This is a genomic window from Algoriphagus sp. 4150 (assembly GCF_031457395.1).
Classification (GTDB): domain Bacteria; phylum Bacteroidota; class Bacteroidia; order Cytophagales; family Cyclobacteriaceae; genus Algoriphagus.
Genome location: NZ_JAVDWS010000027.1, coordinates 23,902 through 47,154, shown reverse-complemented (window position 1 = coordinate 47,154; position 23,253 = coordinate 23,902). Strand labels below are relative to the sequence as shown.

Below are 23,253 nucleotides of genomic sequence, written 5' to 3'. Positions count from 1 at the left end.
TTTGTGACGCCCCGCCCACCGGAAGGTAGGCACAAGTGGAGGCAGAGACTTTGGTTACTCTCCTTTCAAATTATTCACCGGATTTATAAGAGCTGATTTAAAAGCATGATAACTAACTGTAAGTAAAGCTATAGAAATGGCGACAGCCCCGGAAACAAGAAATATCTGCCAGCTTATTTCAATTTTGTATTCATAATCTTTGAGCCAATTCTCCATCGAGTAATAAGCGATAGGAATGGCAAAGAGCAATGATATTAGAACTAAATAAACGAAATTTTGGGTTTGCAGTCTATAAATCCCTTGGATGGATGCTCCCAAAACTTTTCGGATGCTCATTTCTTTGTTTCGTTGCTCCACCATAAAGGCTGACAAGGCAAACAACCCCATGCAAGCGACGAAAATAGCCAATACCGCAAAACTGGTAAATATGGTCTTGATCCGATAGACGTTGTCGTACATCTGAGCAAATGAATCATCCATAAACGCATAACGGAATGACAGATTGGGAGCAAATTCATCCCACTTTTTTTCTATAGTTTTCAGCAGGCCGGGCATATCCGCAGTATTTACTTTGACCGATATAATGGTATTGCTCTTCTCATAAAACAATGCCAGAGGCATTACTCTTTGTTTCATGTTATCGTATCGGAAATTCTTCACCACGCCTATTATTTCATTCAAATGGCCTGATCTGGATACTTTTTTTCCGATAGGGTCAGTAAGTCCCAGCTCTGCTACCATTTGTTCATTCACGATGGTGGCATCCCGATCTGAAGCTATAGTTGCATCGAAGTTCCTTCCTGCTATCAGTTCAATCCCCAGCGTCTCCAAATAGTCTTCGTCTATTTGCCAGACCTGGCCAGAAATGTCTTCATCTATATTTTCTCCACCTTCCTTGGTAAATGAATTGCCGTTTCTTTTAGTGTTCTCCAGTGGCAAATAATCACTGATACTTACGGATTCCACTTCCTGCATCTTGGAAAGTTCTTCTTTGAATATCACATCTTTTTCCCCCAGCATGTTCGTTCCATAGAGTTGAATTACCTGATCTTTTTCAAAGCCCACTTTGGAATTCAGAATAAAAGACATTTGCTCATTAATGATGAGTGTGCCGATGATAAGTATGATGGAAATCGTGAACTGAAAGACCACTAAACCACTTCGAAAACCACTGGATTTACCCCCTAGACGAAGTTTTCCTTTTAGCACATTGATCGGGGAAAAGCCGGATAAGTAAAGCGCCGGATAAAATCCTGCCAAGCCACCCACCACCAACGCAGCAAGTAATAAAACGGGAATAAAAAGTTGATTTCCCCAAGGCATAGACAGCTCAATACCAGTCATTTTCTGGAAAACCGGCAAAAAAGTCTGCGCCAATACCACACCGAGCACAAAAGCCATCAGGGTGAGTACTAGTGATTCTGTTAAGAATTGTATGACTAAGTTACTTCGACCGGAGCCCACCACTTTCCGCAGGCCTACTTCCTTAGCCCGATTGGCCGATCTGGCTGTTGACAAATTCACAAAATTAATAGTGGCAAGCAGCAAAATAAACAAGGCAACTGTCCCAAAAATCCAGATAATTTTGATGTCATTTCTAAAGCCGGATTCATAACCAATATCAGCAGAGTAAAGCTGAATATCGGTCATAGGTTGAAGGTAAATACTTGCCTTATCTTCAATCTCCTCTGCCATGGCATATCCTCCGGCTGCCAGGGCTGGTTTTAAATATTTCTTAATAATGGAAGCTCCAAATGTTTGATCAAAAAGGGAAACATCGGTATCCGGTCTAAGTCGGACGTATGTAAAATAGTTGGATTGTATCCAGCGATCCTGTTCCCCTTCGTCAAACTCCACACCTTTCATTGTCAAAAAGTACTGATAGTCCATGTGGGAATTTGTAGGAAAATCCCGCATTACAGCCGTGATTCTATGAGGATCATCCCTGTTGCCATTAAGGTACACAACCCGTCCTATAGGGTTTTCATCCTTAAAATATTTCTGGGAAACAGCTTGCGAAATCACAATTGTTTTGGGTTCTTCCAATGCGGTTTTTGCATCACCGAATATCATCGGGATACTGAAAATATCAAGAATAGCCTGATCAGCATAAGCAAATCCGGCTTCATGATGTTGCATCACTTCATCATCAATTTGGAGTTCATTTGTCCCAGCCCCATAGAAGAGATCGTTATCCATTATCCTTCCAGCCTGTTCAATTTCACCAAAATCTGATTCAATTGTCCGAGCCGTGTTTGCAGAGAAATGAATACTTTTCAGAGTCTCTTTCCCAAAATTAAATTGACGGACTAATCGGTAAATATTCGTTGAATCCGGCACGAATTTATCGTAGCTAGTTTCGTGAATAATGTAAACTGAGATAAGAATACATGCCGATATGCCAATGCTCAATCCGGTTAAATTGATAAATGAAAATCCTTTGGATTTGAGGAGATTCCTCCAGGCGATTTTAAAGTAGTTTTTCAGCATGGGTCAATTGGTTGTCAGATTTGTCTCACTTTGGTATTCAGCATTCGCCATTCAGTGTTCATTATTTCAAAAGTTGTCATCGTTGTTCTCTCAAGGTTCCTGTTTCTTGCAATTGGAATAGTTACCAAATGATAGAAAAAGAGATTGCTTCATTCGTTCCTCATTCGCAATGACGGAAATCCAGTCTCTCTTATCTAGAATCTACATTCTTGATTCCAGGCTCTTGGCTCTACCAATTTCAACTTTCCACAAACGTGCCAGTCAAAATACATTCATTTGCGCCTGAATCAAGTGTTTTTGAATTCAAAGCTCAATACGCTCGGACAGTTTTGTTCGCTCTCGGGCAACTAATACTAGTTATAAGGAGGTAAAAAATGACACTGGAGGGTGCAGTTGTATTGGAATTAGAATCCTGAGTTTGAAGAAAGTGAGTGAGGACACTCACTTTGGCGAAAAGAAAAAACATCAGTCACTGGAATTGGGCTGAAGCCCGATTGTGATTATAAATCCTGAAGGAATGGGCTAAAGCCCCATTCCTATTTATGAAAGGGAATCCCATAGAGTTTAATTAATGGCTTTTACCAAAATGTGATTCCTCTTGATCATTAAAATCAGACCTGCAATGATAAAAGGCAAACTTAACAATTGCCCCATGTTTAAAACCATTCCTGATTCAAATCCAACTTGATCAATTTTGAAAAACTCAAGAAGAAATCGGGCTGTGCAGGACAAAACCAAAAAAAGCCCAAATAGGAATCCTTTTTCTTTTTGGGCTTTCCCAGCGTAAAAGTTCAAAAATAGAAATATGGAAAAATAGGCCAGAGCTTCATACAGCTGCCCAGCATGCCTTGGGATTGAATCAATTTGTTGAAATACAAAGGCCCAAGGTACCGTGCTGGGATTCCCAATCATTTCAGAGTTAAATAGATTTCCCAACCTAATAAAACCACAGGCTAATGGAACTACCAAGGCTAATTTATCCAAAACCCAGTAAATATTAATTTTTTGCTTCCAAGAAAAAAGCATAACTGAAACCAAAATCCCAATCCCTCCCCCATGACTTGCAAGTCCACGAAAGCCGATAATTTCAAATTCAGGATAAAAACGTACAGGAATGAAAATCTCCAGGGGATTTTGAAAACAGTAGTCAAACTCATAAAAAAGGCAATGTCCTAGCCTTGCCCCAATTACGGTTCCAACAACTACAAAAACGAGTAATTTATCCAGCTTTTCTTCTGGCACGGATTCGGCTCTGAATTTCTTGTGCAAAAGGTAAAAACCTATAATAAAACCCAACCCAAAGAGTAAGGAATAGATCCTTATATCATAGAATCCAAGGTCCAGTAAGCTGCCATCATAGTTCCAATAAATGTATAGGGGAAGCATGGACTTAGATTGAGCACCCTCCACTCAGTGCGAAAATCAACAACGAATAAGCAAATGCATTTTGGGCTATTCGCTTGGAAACAAGGTTAAAGGAACTCGAACTTTTTGGTTCGATACAGGAAAGGATTTCAGATTCATCAATATCATCCAATCCATTGATAACCTTGAATTGATCCCAGGAAGGCTTCAGTCTATTTAGGTTCATTTTGTAAGGTCTTTACTGTTTTTCTAAGTTGAGTTTTTATCCTGTTCAATTTTGTGCTGACATTGCTCTCTGAAATGGAAAGCATCTTTGCCATCTCTTTATTATCGTATCCTTCCAGATAGAGGATTACTACCGCTTTATCCATTGGTTTGAGAAAACCAATCGCATGCTGAAGAATCAACAAGTCATCATCAGAGCCCACATCCTGATGATATTTTCTATCAAAAGATTCTGAAAATGGCTCTGTCAAAACAACAAGCTTCTTTTTTCGTTGAATGGAGATCAGTGTATTGAGTGCTACCCGATACATCCAAGTACTTATTTTCGATTCCTGATTGAATTGGGGAAATGACTTCCATAGTGCGAGTAAGACATCTTGCCTATAATCCTTCATCTCCTCTTGAGAATTTGCATAGAGCCGACAGAGGCTATTGACAATACCTTGGTTTTGTCGAATCAATCCTAAGAATATAATTTTTACTTCAGACTCCATGATACCTTTACTATATAAACCATTAGTCGCAAAGTTTTCAATTTTGTCACAGTCTAAATGAAAAAATAATGAAAAAGGCTCGAACGTTTTTGTTCCCTTTCGGGCAAAAAAAAGCGAAGTTGTCTCATCACTCATAATTGTCCCATTGAGCAGCTTGCCTCGCTGTGGAGGGAAGTCGAAATGGGCCAAATTAGCGCATAAAAGGCTTCGACTTTCATGCCTTCGGCAGACTGGCTGCTCAGCCTGACAAGAAAACCTACTTATGAAACAGCCTCGTTGGCAATGGAAGTCAGGAGAAGTACCATAGTTATCTCTAGTCACTACTCTCTAAATCCAACTTCTTGTTTCTTAGCTCTTGTATCTTGTTTTTTTGCTACTTAAATCTTGATACTAATTAAACTCCAGATTGATACTTCCACCGGAGCTTTGCATAGTTACGGGAACTCCCCCGCCATTGATTTTACCCAGAATTCTATCCTTTTTCACTTCTCCGCTGAAATTGGAAAGCTTGGAATTTACCCTTCCCCCACTGAGATCAAGGTCAAGCCCCAATCCATCAGGAACTACTGCGGTAATGCTTCCTCCACTGCTCTTCATGGTAAGTTCTTTCTCCACATTCAATAGCTGAGCCCGGATAGATCCTCCACTGGTATTTGCGGAAATGCTGCCATTGATATCCGTTATATTAACGCTTCCTCCGGAAGTATTTACTTTCAGATCTCCTGTGAGCCGGTTTACTTTTATCGAACCTCCACTGGTCTGCACATCGACGTTTCCTTCGAAGTTTTCAAGTCTAAAAGAGCCTCCTGAACTGTGTGTATTCACATATCCACTGCTATTTAACACCTGGATACTTCCCCCACTCGTAGCTATTTCCTGCTCTCCTTTCAATCCATCCACTGAAATAGATCCTCCGCTGGATTGAAATTTAGAAGACATTTCGGTGGGCACCTGAATCTTGAATGACAGATTCAATTTACTTCGGCTACTGTTATTTTTCTTTTTCACGATCACAGCAATGGTATTTCCACTTTGGCTGATATCCAAGTTATAGTTAGCCAATTCCCGTTCTACCTCTGCATCTTCAGTGCCTATTTCCTGTCCGTTCAGCTTCACAAACATATCGACGATTACTTGATTACCACTTGCGCCAGTTACAGCGACTGATGCACCGGATGTCTCTATTTTGAGATTGCCTGAGCTATTGAGCGTAAACTGCTTGGTGAGATAAGGATCTGTCTTAAAAGGAGTTGCAAAAGCAGCCAACTGCACGGATAGCAAAACAAGAAGCAGGAATGCTGAAGGGATTTTTAAGAGTTTCATACGTGTTGGGTTAAGATTCACAGTTGTCAGTGAGTCTGCTATTCCCCATTAGTATGCCGGTAAAAAAAAGTGAGAATTTCGGCTGGAAATGGGCATTTCCGATTTATCCCAAGTATATCTCGGACAGTTTTGTCCGCTGACGGGCAAAATTTCAACGTATGTATATACGCAATTCCCCTTACTTCGTAACCTTTACTGGATTAGGGAAGTCGCAGGGATAGGACTATATTAAAAAAAGAGACCCCGTCACCGAAGTCTCTTTATTTGAAATTTTAAAAGCAGCTTAATGCAAGTTTATTCTACAATATGAACTTTAAGCATGTTAGTTTTACCGTTTGATTTTAGCGGCATGCTGCCTGTGTTTATTATGATGTCACCGGTTTTTACGTGACCGTCATTTTTCAACGTATTCTCGATATCAGTAAAGGTAGCGTCAGTTGACACCTGATTTTCGTAGAAGTAGGCACGTACTCCCCATACCATACTCATTTGAGTGATCAAAGGCTTGTTTCTGGTAAACACAAAGATACCTGCAGACGGTCTGTGGGATGCGATTCTAAATCCTGTAAAACCGGAAGAAGTAATTCCCACGATTGCTTTGGCTTTCACATTTCTGGAAAGTCTGGATGCCATCAAGATCAAATTGTTGCTTAAGAATGTGCTGTCATCCTCAGGGATTTTATAGAGGTTGTGATAGATCTCCGCATTTTCTTCCAAGTAGCTAATGATACTACTCATAGCTTTCACTGCATTGACAGGATATTTCCCTGAAGCAGTTTCCGCTGAAAGCATAACTGCATCTGCACCATCAAGTACTGCATTGGCCACATCATTTGTCTCTGCACGGGTAGGACGGGGATTTACTATCATACTTTCCATCATCTGGGTAGCGATGATCACCGGCTTACAGGCAAGCTTACATTTCTCTACAATTCTTTTCTGCCAAAGAGGAACGATTTCCATGGGAACTTCCACTCCCAAATCACCGCGGGCCACCATTATTGCATCAGTGGCCTCGATGATTTCATCTATGTTTTCAAGAGCTTCAGGTTTTTCGATCTTGGCTACGATCTTACAAACTTTGCCTTTTGCTTCAATTCTCTGTCTAAGATCGATGATGTCCGCAGCAGTTCTTACGAAAGAAAGTGCGATCCAATCAACTTCCTGTTCTAGTCCGAACGCCAAGTCTTCTATATCCTTCTCGGTAAGAGAAGGAGCACTTACTTTGGTGTTTGGAAGGTTGATTCCTTTTCTGGATTTCAGGATTCCGCCATGGATTACTGTACAATTGACATTCTTTCCATCGGTATCGTTCACTCTTACCTCCAGATTACCGTCATCGATCAAAATCCTGTCTCCTACCACCACATCATTCGGAAGATTCTGGTAAACAGTACTTACGAGGCGGCTTGTACCTATTACAGGATCATTTGTAATGGTGATTAGCTCTCCGGACTTGATCTCCACACCATTGTTCTCTACTTCACCCACACGGATTTTCGGACCTTGGAGATCTTGGAGAATACCCAGATTAAGGCCTTCATCCTTGTTGATCTGTCTGATAATTGATGCTACTTCAGCGTGAATTTCGTGTGTTCCGTGCGAAAAATTCATGCGAAACACATTTGCACCGGCAGCTGCCAGACTCTTGATGGTTTCGTAGTTATTTGAAGCAGGGCCTATAGTTGCTAGAATCTTAGTCTTATTGAAATGGCTCATTAGGGGATTAATAAGTTAATAGGTTTTCTTTTGATTTAAGTTTGCTTACATCCAGCTTCATCACATTTTGTATGTAGCGATTTTTTGCCAGCTGGTTCGCAAATGTATTAATACTTATTTGAAAGGTCTCGTCTTGTACCAAAAGGAAATAATCCATTGATTTCAATTCCGGTATCAAATACGACACTTGATTCGTGGAATTCAAGGCTTTATTTTTTAACAGTTGAACAAATCCATGGGGTAAAGAAAGGAAATATTGGGAGATTTTTAGGCTTGGAAGGGTCATAAATTCCAATAATAGGTCATCCGATTTGATGAGTTTGAGGTCTAATTCCCTATTGATAAGCCATGCCATCTTATAGTCCTTTACGGGCGATACAAGCCCCAAAAGCTCGAAATCATATGTATGTTCAATCAGTAATTTGGACTTCTTCATGCGGGGAAAAAATGAATCAAAACAAAGTTAGAAAATATAATTCAACTTCTATGGACAACGATTTGCATAAAAATTTACTTGAATCTTTTCTTTGTCAATTAGGCATTAAATATATTTCTTTGCGAAGTGTTATTAACTAAACTGATCACAAAATGTCTGAAATTGCACAAAAAGTAAAAGCCATCATCGTTGACAAACTTGGCGTAGAAGAGTCTGAAGTTACTTTGGAGGCGAGCTTTACCAATGATCTTGGTGCTGATTCTCTTGATACTGTAGAATTGATTATGGAATTCGAAAAAGAATTCAACATCTCTATTCCGGATGATCAGGCTGAGCAAATCGGTACTGTTGGACAAGCAGTAACCTACTTGGAAGCTAACGTAAAATAATAATTCCTAAATTCATTCCATGAATTTAAAAAGAGTTGTTGTAACAGGTATAGGTGCCCTCACACCAATAGGCAATACCGCAGAGGAATTCTGGAACGGTCTGGCTAATGGTGTGAGCGGTGCTGCGCCGATTACCAAATTCGATGCTTCCCTTTTCAAAACCCAATTTGCCTGCGAGGTCAAAAACCTTGACGTAGAGCAGTTTATTGACAGAAAAGAAGCTCGAAAAATGGATCCTTTCACCCAATATGCCATGATTTCAGCTGATGAAGCCGTGGTAGATTCGGGATTGGATCTTGAAAAAATCGATAAATCAAGAGCCGGAGTAATCTGGGGATCAGGAATCGGAGGGCTAAGAACCTTCCAGGATGAGGTGACTACATTCTCCACCGGAGATGGAACTCCCCGTTTCAATCCTTTCTTTATCCCGAAGATGATTGCTGACATAAGTTCCGGCTTTATATCTATTAAATATGGTTTTCGCGGTCCAAACTTTGTGACAGTTTCTGCTTGTGCCTCAGGAACCAATGCCCTAATCGATGCATTTACATACATCCGAATGGGAAAAGCTGATATTTTCATCAGCGGTGGTTCCGAAGCTGCAGTCACTGAAGCGGGTATTGGTGGATTCAATGCAATGAAAGCCCTTTCCCAAAGAAATGAATCACCGGAGACTGCCTCTAGACCTTTTGACAAGGATCGTGATGGTTTTGTATTGGGTGAAGGAGCCGGAGCATTAATCCTGGAAGAATACGAACATGCTAAAGCACGTGGGGCCAAAATCTACGCTGAACTCGTAGGTGGTGGGATGACTGCTGATGCGCACCACATCACAGCTCCCCATCCCGATGGTTTGGGTGCCAGCAGTGTGATGAAAATAGCTTTGGAAGACGCAAATCTTAAGCCTGAAGACATAGATTACATCAATGTACACGGCACCTCCACTCCATTGGGAGATGTAGGAGAGATTAAGGCGATTCAGGGAGTTTTCGGTGAGCATGCGTACAAGATGAACATCAGTAGTACAAAGTCCATGACGGGTCACCTACTGGGTGCTGCAGGAGCTGTCGAAGCGATTGCTTGCATTTTTGCTTTGAACAAAGGCGTGGTACCTCCTACGATCAATCACTTCGAAGATGATGAAGCGTTTGATCCAAGACTAAATTTGACTTTCAACAAAGCACAGGAGAGAGAGATAAAGTATGCGTTGAGCAATACGTTTGGATTTGGCGGACATAACTGTTCGGTGATTTTCAAAAAATATAATTAGTCTGGATTTTGAAATTATTTCAAAGGCTCGGATTTAACAATCTCTTCTTTAGTGCAAAAGACAAAAGGCTTGCTGCCTCCATCAGACTGATGACGGGGAGCAGGCCTTTTAATTTATCGCTGTATAAACTAGCACTTACCCCATCCGGTTTGGGCGAGGAGACTTCACAGGGATTTCGACTCTCCAATGAGCGACTGGAATTTCTTGGAGATGCAATTTTGGGAGCAGTCATTGCCGAATTCCTTTTCCAAAAATTCCCCTTCCGGGACGAAGGCTTTCTCACCGAGACCAGATCCAAACTGGTAAACAGGGAAACGCTGAACGATACCGGAATCAAAATCGGCCTGCGAAAAGCATTGGATATGGAGATCGGTGAGCGGACATTTACCGGAAACAAGTCGCTGTATGGAGATATGTTGGAGGCTTTTCTTGGAGCTGTCTACTTGGACAAAGGCTATCACTTCACCAAGAGATTCATTACCCAAAGAATTCTACTTCACTTTGATGTAGAAAGCATGATCGCCACTACTACAAATTACAAAAGTAAGATCATCGAGTGGTCTCAAAAGGAAAATAAACCGGTGGAATTTGTGGTGCTCGGCGTCAGCGGAAACCAACGATTCAAAGAATTCAAGGTTGCTTTACACGTAGATGCAAAAGAAATCGCACAAGGGAAAGGGAGCACCAAAAAGAAAGCGGAGCAAGAAGCAGCCAAAAATGCGTGCGAAACACTAAGTATTGCCACTTAGCTTAGTAATTTTAGGATTAATCAATCCAATCCATGTCTTCTATTAAAATCGCGGGAGCCACCGTCAATCAAACACCGCTGGACTGGTCAGGAAATCTGAACAGAATTATTCTAGCCATTGAAGAAGCCAAAAAACAAGAGGCTGAAATCCTGTGCCTGCCGGAATTGGCTATCACAGGATACGGATCTGAAGATTTATTTTTAAGTTATTGGTATCCCAAGAAAGCGCTGGCTCAACTTGCACTTTTGCTCCCCCATTGTAAGGGAATCACTGTAGCTGTAGGCCTTCCCGTAAGAATTCAGGATAAGGTTTATAATTGTGCAGCGGTCATTGAAAACGGTACTGTCAAGGGCTTTGTGGCAAAGCAATTTATGGCAATCGACGGTGTTCATTATGAATTCCGCTGGTTTACACCATGGATAGCAAATGAGGTTGTGGAAATAGAATTCCTGGGCCAGCAGGTTCCTCTTGGTGATCTGACTTTTCATCACAAAAATATCCATTACGGATTCGAAATATGTGAAGATGCCTGGAGGGAAAATCTTAGACCCGGTTTAAGCCTATACGAGCGTAAGGTCGATTTGATCTTCAATCCCAGCGCCAGTCACTTTGCCATGGGCAAAACCCAGCTTCGCAAAGAACTGGTAGAAGAAAGTTCAGCCAGTTTTGACTGCTATTATTGCTATGCGAATTTACTGGGAAACGAAGCGGGAAGAATGATTTTCGACGGGGAAATCCTGCTTGCTAAATCGGGAGAGTTACTCTCTAGGAATAGACTTCTATCTTTTGAAGACTATCAGGTAAATAGCTTTTACCTAGAACCAAAAATTCAAGGTATCGCTCCCGTCAACTCTAAGAATGAGGAGTTTGTCCAAGCTTCAGCTCTGGCTCTTTTTGATTACATGAGAAAAAGTAAAAGCTCCGGTTTTGTCTTATCCCTATCAGGCGGTGCAGATTCGTCTTCGGTCGCCATCTTAGTTGCTGAGATGGTAAAGCGGGGGATAGATGAATTGGGACTGGAAATATTTACCAAGAAAGCAGGTATTAAGAAGCTCCCTACTTCAAAAGATCCGGAAAAAGAACTTGTAGGACAATTACTGACCACAGCATATCAAGGAACCAAAAACTCTTCTGAAGACACATTTTCTTCAGCAGAATCATTGGCCAAAAGCATAGGAGCCACATTTTATCATTGGGATATCGATGAAGAAGTGCAATCCTACACAGCCAAAATAGAAAAAGCCATTGGCAGGAAATTGACTTGGGAGCAGGATGATATCACGCTTCAAAACATCCAAGCAAGGACCAGATCTCCTATAATCTGGATGCTTGCCAATATCAATAATGCCCTGCTCCTAGCCACCTCCAATCGAAGTGAAGGCGATGTGGGCTATACTACTATGGATGGAGATACTTCCGGAAGCATCTCTCCCATAGCTGCTGTGGACAAATATTTCATCCTAAACTGGCTGAGATGGGCTGAGAAAAGCCTGAATCGCGAAGGTCTGGCAAAGGTAAACGCTCTTCAGCCAACTGCCGAACTCCGTCCGCAGGAGAGAACCCAGACAGATGAAAAAGATTTGATGCCTTACGCCGTCATCCTGGAAATAGAAAAACTTGCCATTCGCGACAGACGTTCACCTATGGACATTTATCTTATCCTCTCTGAGGAACTTGAATTGGAACATGATATTTTGAAAAACTATATCAAAAAATTCTTCCGACTTTGGTCACGAAATCAATGGAAAAGGGAAAGATTCGCTCCTTCCTTCCATTTGGATGAATTCAATGTGGACCCCAAAACCTGGTACAGATTCCCGATTTTATCAGGAGGATTTGCGGAAGAACTTGCTCAACTAGATCAACTATAACAAAGAAATTATGTTTGAATTAATCATGAACTATATGGTGTGGGATGCAAACCCCTCAGTAATTCCCGGTTGGGAAAGACCACCTTGGTACAGTATTCTTTTTGCCGCCGGTTTCGTGATTTCGCAGCAGTTCATGGTTCACTTTTTCAAAAAAGAAGGGCAAAACCCAGAGTTGGTTGACAAGCTAACCATCTACATGGTGATAGCGACCATCGTAGGAGCTAGACTTGGGCATGTGCTTTTCTACGAACCCGCCAAATACTTAAGTAATCCAATAGAGATCCTGAAAATCTGGGAAGGAGGACTCGCCAGTCATGGAGCTGCTATTGCCATTCTTTTTGCCTTATGGCTGTATGCCAAAAGAACTCCTGGACAAAGTTACCTCTGGGTAGTAGATCGAATTGTAATCGTGACAGCACTGACAGGAGCATTGATCCGCTTCGGGAATCTGATGAACTCTGAGATCGGCGGAAAAGACACCGGATCAGATTACGGTATAGTTTATGCCTGGGATACGGAGGAATTACTGTCTACGCTCAAGGTTCCTATAGAATCAATCGATCCCTACAAACCTGATGACCGCCAGAATGAATTGGTTGGAAACGGAATCGTTCCACTGAATATTGACTTGGAAATAAGCAAAGGCACCTATTCTTTGGAAGAATTGGAAAGTACACTACGACGCGATATCAAGTATGTATTAACGCAATTCAAGTCCAGTCAGGATTACTTGGCTGAGCCAAGAGAAAGTCCTCTGGATATGACTATTGCTGACAAAGGAGACCATTACTTGATCACAGTACGTACATTCGGAAGAGCCAAGCACCCAACTCAAATCTACGAATCCCTCTCTTATTTTGTAATATTTCTTGTGCTTTTTGCTCTTTGGAACAAATACAAAGAACGGTTGCCGGAAGGAATTCTATTGGGTATCTTTCTGATCACAGTATTCGGCATGCGCTTCGTCTGGGAGTTCTTCAAAGTAAGTCAGGTGGATTTCGAAGATGCTATGGCCTTCAATATGGGTCAATTACTCAGTGTTCCTCTGATAATAGCCGGGGTTATATTAGTGGTCCGTGCCCTGAAAAATGGGTTGAAGCCAATCAAAGGTTAAGGAATTGGATCATGCCCGTGGCCTCCCCAAGGGTGGCAACGGGCTATCCGTTTTAGCCCCATCCAGCCCCCTTTGAAAACCCCATGCTTCATTATCGCCTCTTTCATGTATTGACTGCAAGTAGGTGTATATCTACAACTCGACGGAAATAAAGGAGAAATGGTGTACTGATATACCAAGACTGGAAATATAGCTATCTTTCGAAGTATGGATTTTGGCATGAATTAGTCCTATAATTGTAGCGAATGTGCTCGCAACTGCGTAAATAACCAAAATTAAACTTTCAGAATTCCCTCTTGATCCTCAAGAATCCAAATATTCTCTTCTTCTCTCTTTTATTCTACACTCTTTTCTTTGGGTTGGGAGAAAGCAGGACCTATGCACAAGGGGATACCTCCTATGCTCCTGTGATCAACCAATCTCCTGATAGCGTAAGAGTCAACAACATTTTCATCGTAGGAAATGTGAAAACTAAAAAGAGTGTAATCCTCAGAGAGTTGGATTTCATCACCGACTTTTACTATGACTGGAATACCTTCCTGGAAATACTTATCGCTGATCAGAAGAAGATTTATAATTTGATGCTTTTCACTTCAGTAGAAATCACCCCGCTGGTCACTGGAGACAATGAAGTGGAAATTCTCATCGCAGTGAAGGAACGTTGGTATCTCTTGCCACAGGTAATTTTTGAGCTCGCTGACCGAAATTTTTCAGAATGGTGGACCAACCAGAACCGTGATTTTTCAAGGGTGAATTACGGGTTGCGGTTAAGTCACAGCAATGTGGGGGGGAGAAATGATAAACTCAAATTTGCAGGACAACTCGGCTTCACTAAGGCATTGGATCTACAATACAGCAAACCCTATATTGACAAAAAGCAAAAGCACGGATTGGCGGTACAACTTACCTACAGGGAAAATAAGACAATTCCCATCCGATCGGAGTTTAATAAACAGGTCTTTTTCACCAATGAAAAAGAGGATATAATCCGGAAAAATTTTGCCGGCGCGCTAAGATACACGTATCGAAGAAGTTACTATAACTATCACTTCCTCACCTTAGGCTATAGCTATACTTGGGTGGCGGATGATGTTCTGACTGAAAACCCGGAATATTTCCAGCACAGGGGCAATAAGCTGAGGTACGCATTCGCCTCCTATACTTTCAGACATGATAGAAGGGATAACGTGTCTTACGCTACTGATGGCGAACTTTTACAGGTTTCTCTAACGAAATATGGGATCATATTCACCGATGAATTAGATGAAGTGGAGGTCAATCTCACAGCAAATAAATATTTCAAAATTTCCGATAAATTCCACTTCAACTCCGGACTCACGGCCAACTGGTTTTTGAGTACAATTCAGCCTTACACCTTAGTGAGAGGAACAGGATACAACCCTAATTTTATACGTGGCTATGAGCTGAACGTAGTGGAAGGGCAGCAACTATACGTGCACAAAAACAGCTTAAGATATAAATTTTTGGATTGGGCAATTGACATCTCCAACCTGATCAAGCTGGAGCAGTTCAACACTATTCCGATCAGGCTGTACCTAAGTGCGAATTTCGATCACGGCTATGTGAAGGACAGAAACAATATCCCTGTAAATTCCCGTCTCGCCAACAAGTACCTGATGGGATATGGCACCGGGATAGATTTGGTAGGTTTCTATGATGCCGTTTTCCGGTTTGAATATTCCATGAATAATAGTAAAGAAGGCAACTTCTTCTTTAACTTCTCGGCACCTTTCTAAAATTCTTGTCAAAATAATTTCAGTGCCTTTGGCTGAATATCAAGTTTTTAACTAAATTAGTTAAGACTTTTTATCCATCCATTATGAAGCTATTGACTTTTTCATGCTTCCTGCTGTGTGTATGCTATTGTGCAAAAGCGCAAACAGACCCTCTCACACAAGTGCACGGTGCCAGAGGTCAGGGCATGGGCAATCTACGCGTGCATGGCATGGATACCTGGAGCTACTTCAATAATCCCGGCGGACTCGCAAAACTGGAATCTTCCGCTGTATCAGTAGGATACGATAATCGATTTGGGCTAAAAGAGCTAAGCAGTCTAGATCTCGTCGGAGCTTGGAACCTAAAAGCCGGAACAGTAGGATTTGGTCTCTCCCGCTATGGAGGTAGTTTGTTCAATCAACAATCCCTTGGTCTTGCATTCGCCAATCAGTTGGGAATAGTAAGTATGGGAGCAAAGATGGAATGGTTTCAAACTCAGATTGAAGGATTTGGGAGCGGAAACAGTGTTATTTTCAGCCTTGGGGGAATGGCAGAGCTTAGCCCTACATTTTCTATTGGAGCCAGTATCTCCAATCTCAACCGATCCAAAATATCACGGGACTCTGATATAAGACTGCCCACAGGGATTAGCTTAGGCGTCTTTTACACCCCCATCCCACTGCTTCAATTTCATCTCGAAGTGGAAAAGGACATCCAAATCAAACCTGTAGTAAAGGCGGGATTGGAATATGGCATTAAAGAATGGGTGTATCTCCGTACCGGTATCAACAGCAACCCCAGCAGAATGTTTTTTGGAGTAGGCCTGAAATCGGACCGCTTTAGTCTGGACTATGCCCATGGACAAAATCAAGCTTTGGGAAGTTCGAATCATGTAAGTTTGGGATTCTCACTGGTAGAAAAATGAGGGCGTTAATTTTCATTATCGCTAGTTCATTTTGCCTGAATTGTTTTGTCTTTGCTCAGAGCCCTCCATTGCCAGACATGGATTTGGAATCATTAATGGAGCGGCTATTCCCTGTTCAGGATGAAGACTTGGATTATGAATCCGTCTACGAAGTCCTTCTCCAACTGTACCTGAATCCAATTGATATCAACCGTGCAAGTGCAGAAACACTAGCCGCGAGTTACCTACTCGCCCCAAGGCAAATTACCAACCTGATAGCTTATAGAGTCAAGTATGGTTCACTGATTTCTCTTTATGAACTCCAAGCCGTCCCGGGTTTTGACTTAAAAACAATAGACCAAATCCTCCCTTTTTTAACGCTGGGATCTGGGACTTCAAATCAAACCCAACCTTTTTGGAAGCGTGTTGTCAATGAAAAACAAGCATATATTATACTTCGTAATCGCCGCACGTGGGAAACCCGCAAAGGATTTACCCCTGCAGACACCAGCTCTACGGGCAGGATCTCTAACCGTTATTTAGGAGATCCCAATGAATTATATATGAGATTCCGTATACAGCATGCCAGAGATTTCAGCCTTGGGATTACACTGGACAAAGATCCGGGCGAACAATTCATTTGGGACAGAAAAACCGCCCGATATGGGTTCAATTTTTTCTCGTTTCACTTCACCAAATACTATCTCGGCAAATGGAAAACGATAGCATTGGGCGATTTTCAGGCTCAATTTGGTCAAGGATTGGTTTTCGGAGCGGGCTATTCCCTAGGCAAAGGTGCCGAAACAGTTCCTACTGTCCGCAGAAGTAGTGTTGGAATATTGCCTTATACCGCTGCTATGGAATTTGGTTTTTTCCGCGGTGCAGGTCTTACGTATCAAAGTGGGAACTGGCAAAGCAGCTTAATCACCTCCTATGCACCCAGAGACGGCAGAGCAGCAAGCAGTCTTGACACCCTGAGTTCGGAAGATTTGATCATCAGCTCATTTAATCAAAGTGGGCTTCACCGTACACAGAGTGAGCTCAGCACCAAAAATCAATTTAAAGAATTAAGTCTGGGAGGAAATATCCAGTATTCCGCATCCTCAGGAAAACTACAAACCGGAGCCAATTATCTCTTTACCCGATTTGATCATCCTTGGGTCAAAAGGCCCACATTGTACAATCAGTATGACTTCTCGGGACAGAGTAACAGTGTGGGCAGTTTTTATATGAACTACAATTGGAAAAATTTCTTTCTTTTTGGAGAATCAGCCCTTTCTCAATCAGGCGGAAGCGGCAATGTAATCGGTTTTGTATCCAGCCTGAGCAAGCAGCTGGATCTATCCTTCCTGTGGAGAAAGTATGATAAAGATTTCCATAGTTTTTATGCAAATTCCTTCGCAGAAAGCACGAGATCAGCCAATGAGCAAGGCGTCTATCTTGGCATCCAAATCAAGCCGGTTTCCAAGTGGAAAATAAATGCATATTATGATTTTTTCAGATTCCCATGGCTTAAATACCGACTATATGCTCCATCCAAAGGCTACGAATGGCTAGGCAGGATCAGTTACCAACCTACAAGAAATCTTATAGCCTTCTTTCAAATCAGAGAAGAACAAAAGGACAGAAACTTATCAGATTCAGGAGAACCGGCACTCCCCTATCAGATCAGACCTCTGAATAAGATAAACGGATTACTCAGTTTGGAGAACCATGTCAGTAAATCATTCTTTTTCCGTTCTCGAATCCTTTTTAGCAGAGTCAATTTCAATGACCAAGAATCCTCAGGGTTTATGGTGCTGCAAGATGCCCAATACAGTTTCAACAAATTCAGGTTGACCGGACGGGTTGCCCTCTTCGACACGGATGATTACGACACCAGACTATATGCCTTCGAAAATAATGTACTGTGGACTTTCTCCATCCCTGCTTTTGCAGGACAAGGCATGCGTTACTATCTTCTTACACAGTATCAGATCAATCCCCAGATCACCGCCTACTTTCGCTTCTCCCGGACATCTTATACAGACAGAGAAACTATCAGTTCGGGGCTGCAAGAGATTGATGGATCCAGACAAACGGAAACCGCCTTGCTGGTCCGCTGTATGCTCCATCGTTAAACCCGAATTATTCATTTGCATCCCCACTTCGGATCTAATACAAAATCGGGGTTAAATTTCCATCAATGGTATCATCCTGAGCCTACTTTTTTGATAATTTGTACCCAAACCACATTACCGTATGAAAAAAACGCTACAATTAACCATTTTCTTTTTGTTTTCATTAAATCTCGGTTACGCCCAAGACTTGGATTTGGGAAAAATGAGTAAAAATGACGGATTCATTCCATTCTATCTAGATGAAGACAAAGGGAAGATCTACCTCGAAATCGATAAGTTGGAATGGGAATTTCTCTATGTAAATTCTCTCACAGCAGGTGTAGGATCCAATGATATCGGGTTAGACCGTGGTCAATTGGGCAATACCAGAATAGTGGAATTCAGAAAGTCGGGGAACAAGCTGTTTTTGGTTCACAAAAATTATAATTTCAGAGCTTTTTCAGACAATCCCGCCGAAGTTCAATCCATTAAAGATGCATTTGCCGAATCAGTACTTTGGGGATTTGAAATCACAAAAACAGAAGGCAACAAGCTTATCGTCGATGCCACAAATTTTTACCTTCAAGATGCCCATGGAGTCTCCGAAACATTAACGAGAACCCGTCAGGGATCATTCCGGGCAGATGCAAGCCGTTCCGGTCTGTACTACCCAATGACCAAAAACTTTCCCCAAAACACTGAAGTGGAAGCCACCATCACTGTGACGGGACAGGCCACAGGCGGAAACTTAAGAGCTGTCACCCCTTCTCCCGACGCAGTCACGGTACGTCAGCGGCACTCATTCATTGAGCTTCCGGATGATAAGTACGTTCCCCGTGAGTTTGATCCCCGGGCAGGCTTTGGAAGTATCTCCTATATGGATTTCACTACGCCAATCTCAGAGCCGATCATGAAGAAATTCATCGCACGTCACCGATTGGAAAAAAAAGATCCCGGCGCAGCAATGTCAGAAGCAGTGGAGCCCATAGTATATTATCTGGATCGGGGAACGCCTGAGCCTGTGGCTTCGGCTTTGATTGATGGCGGAAACTGGTGGAATCAAGCATTCGAAGCTGCCGGATTTATCAATGCATTTCGGGTGGAACTGGCGCCGGAAGGTATGGATCTGATGGATGTGCGTTATAACGTAATTCAGTGGGTACACCGCTCTACCCGGGGCTGGTCCTATGGAGCGAGTGTACGCGACCCCCGCACAGGAGAAATCATGAAAGGACATGTTTCCTTAGGCTCACTGAGGGTGAGACAAGATTTCTTGATCGCGCAGGGATTACTACAGCCATTCGAAGATGGCGCTCCGTCCAATCCACAAATGCTTGAGCTAGCTGTCGCCAGGCTCAAGCAATTATCAGCTCATGAGATCGGCCACACCATCGGCTTGGCACATAGCTATGCTACCTCAGCCAATAATCGCTCTTCCGTCATGGATTATCCTTATCCGCTGATCACCGAAACCGCTGAGGGTGAACTCGACCTAAGCAATGCCTATGACGATAAAATAGGTGATTGGGACAAGTGGGCAATCAAATACGGCTATGCTGTCATCCCAGAAGGTGAAGATGAGAATGAATTTCTCAGAAAAACCTTGGAGGACACTTACGATGCCGGCCATCAATTCATTACGGATGCTGACTCCAGAAATCCAAGCGGCGCACATCCAACCTCCCATCTTTGGGACAATGGAACCTCGGCTTCAGTGGAGCTGATGCGGATGCTGGAGCTTAGAGGAAACCGAATGAAAACCTTTGGCTTAAATGCCATTCCTACGGGACAGCCTCAAGCTTTACTCGAAGAGGTCTTCGTGCCACTTTATCTGATGCATAGGTATCAACTGGAAGCGGCCAGCAAGCTACTGGGCGGTGTCGATTATAGATACAAGATAAAAGGGGACAATCAACCTATTCATGGTTGGGTTCATTCGGATGAGCAGGAAGCCGCACTAAAGGCTCTTATGCATGCTATTTCGCCGGAGCAACTGCGGGTTCCCGATCATATTCTCAAGTTAATTCCCCCAAGACCTTTTGGCTATGGCAACAACAGGGAGACCTTTGTTTCCAGGGTAAATCCAATTTTTGATCCAATTGCCCCGGCAGAAACCATCGTTGATCTTGCGCTTGATTTCATGCTTGACGGCTCCAGAATAAACAGAATCTATTTGCAACATCTTCAAGAGAACAATCTTTTCGGAGCTAATGAAATGTTGGAGACTATGGAGAAGCAAATTTTCTCCAATTACACCAAAGAAGATCTCAACTTGGAAATCGTCCTGATGACCCAATCCAAGTATGTGGATCATATCATAGCATTGGCTAAGAATGCAGATGTTTCCAATACAATCAGGGCAATTGCCAGAGGAAGATTACGGAAACTTGCAGGCGCCCAAGGACAAATGGCTATGGACGGGAATGCAATAACCCAGCATCGTACTTATTTGAGCGAAAAAATAAATGCTTTTCTAAATCTACCGGAAGAGCTTGTGGTACAGGAAAAACTGAAAGCCCCGGACGGTCCGCCTATCGGAATGGATATGATGAGCTGTGATTTCGATTTCTGAAGTGTGCCCGGCATGCAGCTGCACCATAGTTATAGTCCAGTGATTCGGGATTGAAAAAATCTTCATCCATTTGGGCTATTACACAAAACATTAATTAATACCTCTGCCACCGTTCGTGCCTGCCCTCCGGTAGGCGGGTCATCACAAACGGTCCTCAATCTCCACTCGCTGCCGCCGTTCGTGTCACCACGAACGGACTTTAACACCCACTTTTCCGTGAGTGAGGACACTCACGGAGGCTTTGGAATAGACTTTCAGAAAAAAACGCATCATGCACATATTTGGCAAAGCTTTACAAAGCAAATAGGTAAATTAGCGGGAGCATTGATCAGGATAGGACATTGGATGAAACCTTCTTGACAAACCACTGTTTAATTACCCAAACGCTTAACTATATATGAACAACCCTTTATTGGCTGATTTTGCCACGCCTTTTGAGACCGCCCCATTCGATCAGATCACTCCCTCCCATTTTCTTCCTGCCATCAAAGCCGCAATCATAGAAGCGAAGGAGGACATTACGAGGATTAAATCCGAAGCTGTTCCGACTTTCGAAAACACTATTGAAGCACTTGATGGAGCAGGCAAACGATTAGGCATTATAGCGGGAATATTTTTCAATCTGAATTCAGCGGAAACCAATGATGAAATCCAATCCCTAGCCAGAGAGATCTCTCCCCTTCTGACTGAGCATGGCAATGACATACTGCTGGACCAAGCACTTTTTCAGCGGGTTTTACAGGTTTTTGAGCAAAAGGAGCAACTGGAATTGACTCCGGAGCAAGCTACTTTGCTAGAGAAAACTTATAAATCTTTTGTACGAAACGGAGCGAAACTCACCGGAGAAAAAGCTGATCAGCTTAGGAAGATAGATCAGGAATTAGCTCAAGTGTCCTTAAAGTTTGGCGAGAACGTTCTGGCTGAGACTAATAAATTCGTGCATTTTATAGATCAAGAATCTGATCTGGAGGGGTTGCCTGAGGGGATCAAAGAAGCTGCCGCACAGATCGCAGAAGAGAAAGGAGAGCCCGGTAAATGGGCATTTACGCTGGATTACCCAAGCTATATCCCTGCGATGACTTATGCCAAAAACAGAGCCCTACGTGAGACACTTTTCATGGCTAATGGCACCAAATGTGCCAAAGGGGACGAACTTGACAATCAAGAAATAATCAAAGAAATCTTAAAACTTCGTCATAACCGTGCCGTGCTGCTGGGCTATAAGAGCCACGCGGACTTTGTGCTGGAAGAGCGCATGGCCAAAAGTCCGGACCAAGTCATGTCATTCTTGGACTCCCTTCTCGAAAAAGCTAAGCCAAAAGGGATAGCCGAAATGAAAGAGTTGGAAGCTTTTGCTGCCGAATTGGATGGTCTGAAGGAGTTGAAAAAGTGGGATTTCGCCTATTATTCCGAACTTCTGAAAAAAGAAAAATATGCACTTGACGATGAATTGTTAAGACCGTATTTCCGATTGGAGAATGTCATTGACGGGGTGTTTCAGACAGCCGAAAAACTCTTTGGAATCACCTTTTCTCCGGTAGCGGACATTCCACTCTACCATAAAGATGTCACCGCCTATGAGGTCAAGGACAAGGAGGGCAAATACCTATCCATATTCTACGCTGACTTTTTCCCGCGCCCCGGCAAACGAAACGGAGCATGGATGACCAGCTATAAGGGTCAAAGTATCAAAGCAAGTGAAGATATCCGGCCACATGTCTCCATCGTCTGCAATTTTACCAAACCTACCAAATCAAAGCCGAGTCTCCTTACTTTCAATGAAGTTACGACGCTTTTCCACGAGTTTGGTCATGCGCTTCATGGCATGATGGCAAAAGGAACCTATGAGTCACTTTCAGGCACAAGTGTATTTTGGGATTTTGTAGAGCTGCCTTCCCAGATTTTCGAAAACTGGTGCTACGAAAAGGAATGTTTGGATCTTTTCGCGAAGCATTATCAAACTGGAGAAAAAATCCCTGAAGAGCTAATCGAGAAAATCAAAAAGGCGTCTAACTTCCAGCAAGGATATCAGACGGTAAGACAACTAAGTTTTGGCCTGCTGGACATGGCATATCACAGTCAGGATCCAAGCCTGATCTCCGGCATTTCAGAGTTTGAAGAAGAAGTGATGAAATCTACGGAATTACTTCCCAAGGTACCCGGGACATTGATGAGTACTTCATTTTCACATATTTTCCAAGGGGGTTATTCTTCAGGCTATTATAGCTATAAGTGGGCAGAAGTACTGGATGCCGACGCATTTGAACTGTTTCAAGAAAATGGCGTTTTCGATCAGGCTACGGCTGATTCTTTTGTCAAGAATATACTTTCGGCCGGCGGTAGAGAACACCCTTCCATCCTATACAAGCGATTCCGTGGCAGAGAGCCTAAGCAAAATGCTTTATTGAAACGTGCCGGATTGATTTCGGAATAATTTGCTTTCTTTACTCAAAGGTATCTTGTAAAGATTCTTTGGCCTATAAACTCCCCAGCCCC

Annotated in this window: 18 protein-coding genes; 10 read left to right on the top strand and 8 right to left on the bottom strand. The window is 42.6% G+C overall.

Features of this window, described 5'->3' with window-relative positions:
- Positions 1-54: 54 nt before the first annotated feature.
- The 7 genes from J2X69_RS22330 to J2X69_RS22300 all read right to left on the bottom strand — a co-directional run bounded on the left by J2X69_RS22330 (position 55) and on the right by J2X69_RS22300 (position 8,052).
- On the bottom strand, positions 55-2,490 hold the full coding sequence (locus J2X69_RS22330; RefSeq protein WP_310108319.1) for an ABC transporter permease: 2,436 nt from the start codon (positions 2,488-2,490) through the stop codon (positions 55-57).
- A gap of 564 nt (positions 2,491-3,054) precedes the next feature.
- Complete coding sequence (gene lgt / locus J2X69_RS22325; protein ID WP_310108317.1) at positions 3,055-3,876, bottom strand: prolipoprotein diacylglyceryl transferase; 822 nt, start codon at positions 3,874-3,876, stop codon at positions 3,055-3,057.
- Between the two features lie 4 nt (positions 3,877-3,880).
- Positions 3,881-4,081 (bottom strand): hypothetical protein, encoded by a 201-nt coding sequence (locus J2X69_RS22320; protein WP_310108315.1) that lies wholly within the window; start codon positions 4,079-4,081, stop codon positions 3,881-3,883.
- Complete coding sequence (locus J2X69_RS22315; RefSeq protein WP_310108313.1) at positions 4,068-4,574, bottom strand: sigma-70 family RNA polymerase sigma factor; 507 nt, start codon at positions 4,572-4,574, stop codon at positions 4,068-4,070. Before J2X69_RS22315 ends, J2X69_RS22320 begins: the two co-directional genes overlap by 14 nt.
- 390 nt (positions 4,575-4,964) lie before the next feature.
- Positions 4,965-5,897: a hypothetical protein gene (locus J2X69_RS22310; RefSeq protein WP_310108311.1), complete on the bottom strand. Its 933-nt coding sequence runs from the start codon at positions 5,895-5,897 to the stop codon at positions 4,965-4,967.
- Between the two features lie 294 nt (positions 5,898-6,191).
- Positions 6,192-7,616 carry a pyruvate kinase gene (gene pyk, locus J2X69_RS22305; protein ID WP_310108309.1) on the bottom strand — a complete coding sequence of 475 codons (1,425 nt, stop codon included), beginning with the start codon at positions 7,614-7,616 and terminating at the stop codon, positions 6,192-6,194.
- Positions 7,617-7,623: 7 nt separating this feature from the next.
- Positions 7,624-8,052, bottom strand: coding sequence for an IPExxxVDY family protein (locus J2X69_RS22300; RefSeq protein WP_310108307.1), 429 nt, complete (start codon positions 8,050-8,052; stop codon positions 7,624-7,626).
- 152 nt (positions 8,053-8,204) lie between these two features.
- Between J2X69_RS22300 and J2X69_RS22295 the strand changes: the two genes are divergently transcribed.
- Genes J2X69_RS22295 through J2X69_RS22275 form a run of 5 tightly spaced genes read left to right on the top strand, consistent with a single transcriptional unit; the run spans position 8,205 to position 13,445 of the window.
- Positions 8,205-8,441 (top strand): acyl carrier protein, encoded by a 237-nt coding sequence (locus J2X69_RS22295; RefSeq protein ID WP_057940051.1) that lies wholly within the window; start codon positions 8,205-8,207, stop codon positions 8,439-8,441.
- Between the two features lie 19 nt (positions 8,442-8,460).
- On the top strand, positions 8,461-9,711 hold the full coding sequence (gene fabF / locus J2X69_RS22290) for a beta-ketoacyl-ACP synthase II (RefSeq protein WP_310108299.1): 1,251 nt from the start codon (positions 8,461-8,463) through the stop codon (positions 9,709-9,711).
- 8 nt (positions 9,712-9,719) lie between these two features.
- Entirely contained in the window at positions 9,720-10,460 is a 741-nt protein-coding gene (gene rnc, locus J2X69_RS22285; protein WP_310108297.1) for a ribonuclease III, read from the top strand.
- Positions 10,461-10,492: 32 nt separating this feature from the next.
- Positions 10,493-12,331: an NAD(+) synthase gene (gene nadE / locus J2X69_RS22280; protein WP_310108294.1), complete on the top strand. Its 1,839-nt coding sequence runs from the start codon at positions 10,493-10,495 to the stop codon at positions 12,329-12,331.
- A gap of 10 nt (positions 12,332-12,341) precedes the next feature.
- Positions 12,342-13,445 (top strand): prolipoprotein diacylglyceryl transferase, encoded by a 1,104-nt coding sequence (locus J2X69_RS22275; RefSeq protein WP_310108292.1) that lies wholly within the window; start codon positions 12,342-12,344, stop codon positions 13,443-13,445.
- Here the strand turns inward: J2X69_RS22275 and yidD are convergent.
- Complete coding sequence (yidD, locus tag J2X69_RS22270) at positions 13,442-13,666, bottom strand: membrane protein insertion efficiency factor YidD (protein ID WP_310108290.1); 225 nt, start codon at positions 13,664-13,666, stop codon at positions 13,442-13,444. The genes J2X69_RS22275 and yidD overlap by 4 nt on opposite strands.
- A gap of 75 nt (positions 13,667-13,741) precedes the next feature.
- Between yidD and J2X69_RS22265 the strand changes: the two genes are divergently transcribed.
- The 5 genes from J2X69_RS22265 (at position 13,742) to J2X69_RS22245 (ending at position 23,191) form a co-directional block, all read left to right on the top strand.
- Positions 13,742-15,202: a hypothetical protein gene (locus J2X69_RS22265; RefSeq protein ID WP_310108288.1), complete on the top strand. Its 1,461-nt coding sequence runs from the start codon at positions 13,742-13,744 to the stop codon at positions 15,200-15,202.
- Positions 15,203-15,285: 83 nt separating this feature from the next.
- Complete coding sequence (locus J2X69_RS22260; protein WP_310108286.1) at positions 15,286-16,107, top strand: hypothetical protein; 822 nt, start codon at positions 15,286-15,288, stop codon at positions 16,105-16,107.
- A gap of 77 nt (positions 16,108-16,184) precedes the next feature.
- Complete coding sequence (locus J2X69_RS22255) at positions 16,185-18,206, top strand: helix-hairpin-helix domain-containing protein (RefSeq protein ID WP_310108284.1); 2,022 nt, start codon at positions 16,185-16,187, stop codon at positions 18,204-18,206.
- A 121-nt stretch (positions 18,207-18,327) separates the two neighbouring features.
- Positions 18,328-20,757, top strand: coding sequence for a zinc-dependent metalloprotease (locus J2X69_RS22250; RefSeq protein ID WP_310108282.1), 2,430 nt, complete (start codon positions 18,328-18,330; stop codon positions 20,755-20,757).
- Positions 20,758-21,154: 397 nt separating this feature from the next.
- A complete protein-coding gene (locus tag J2X69_RS22245; RefSeq protein ID WP_310108280.1) occupies positions 21,155-23,191 on the top strand; it encodes a M3 family metallopeptidase in 2,037 nt (678 codons plus the stop codon).
- Positions 23,192-23,253 lie beyond the last annotated feature (62 nt).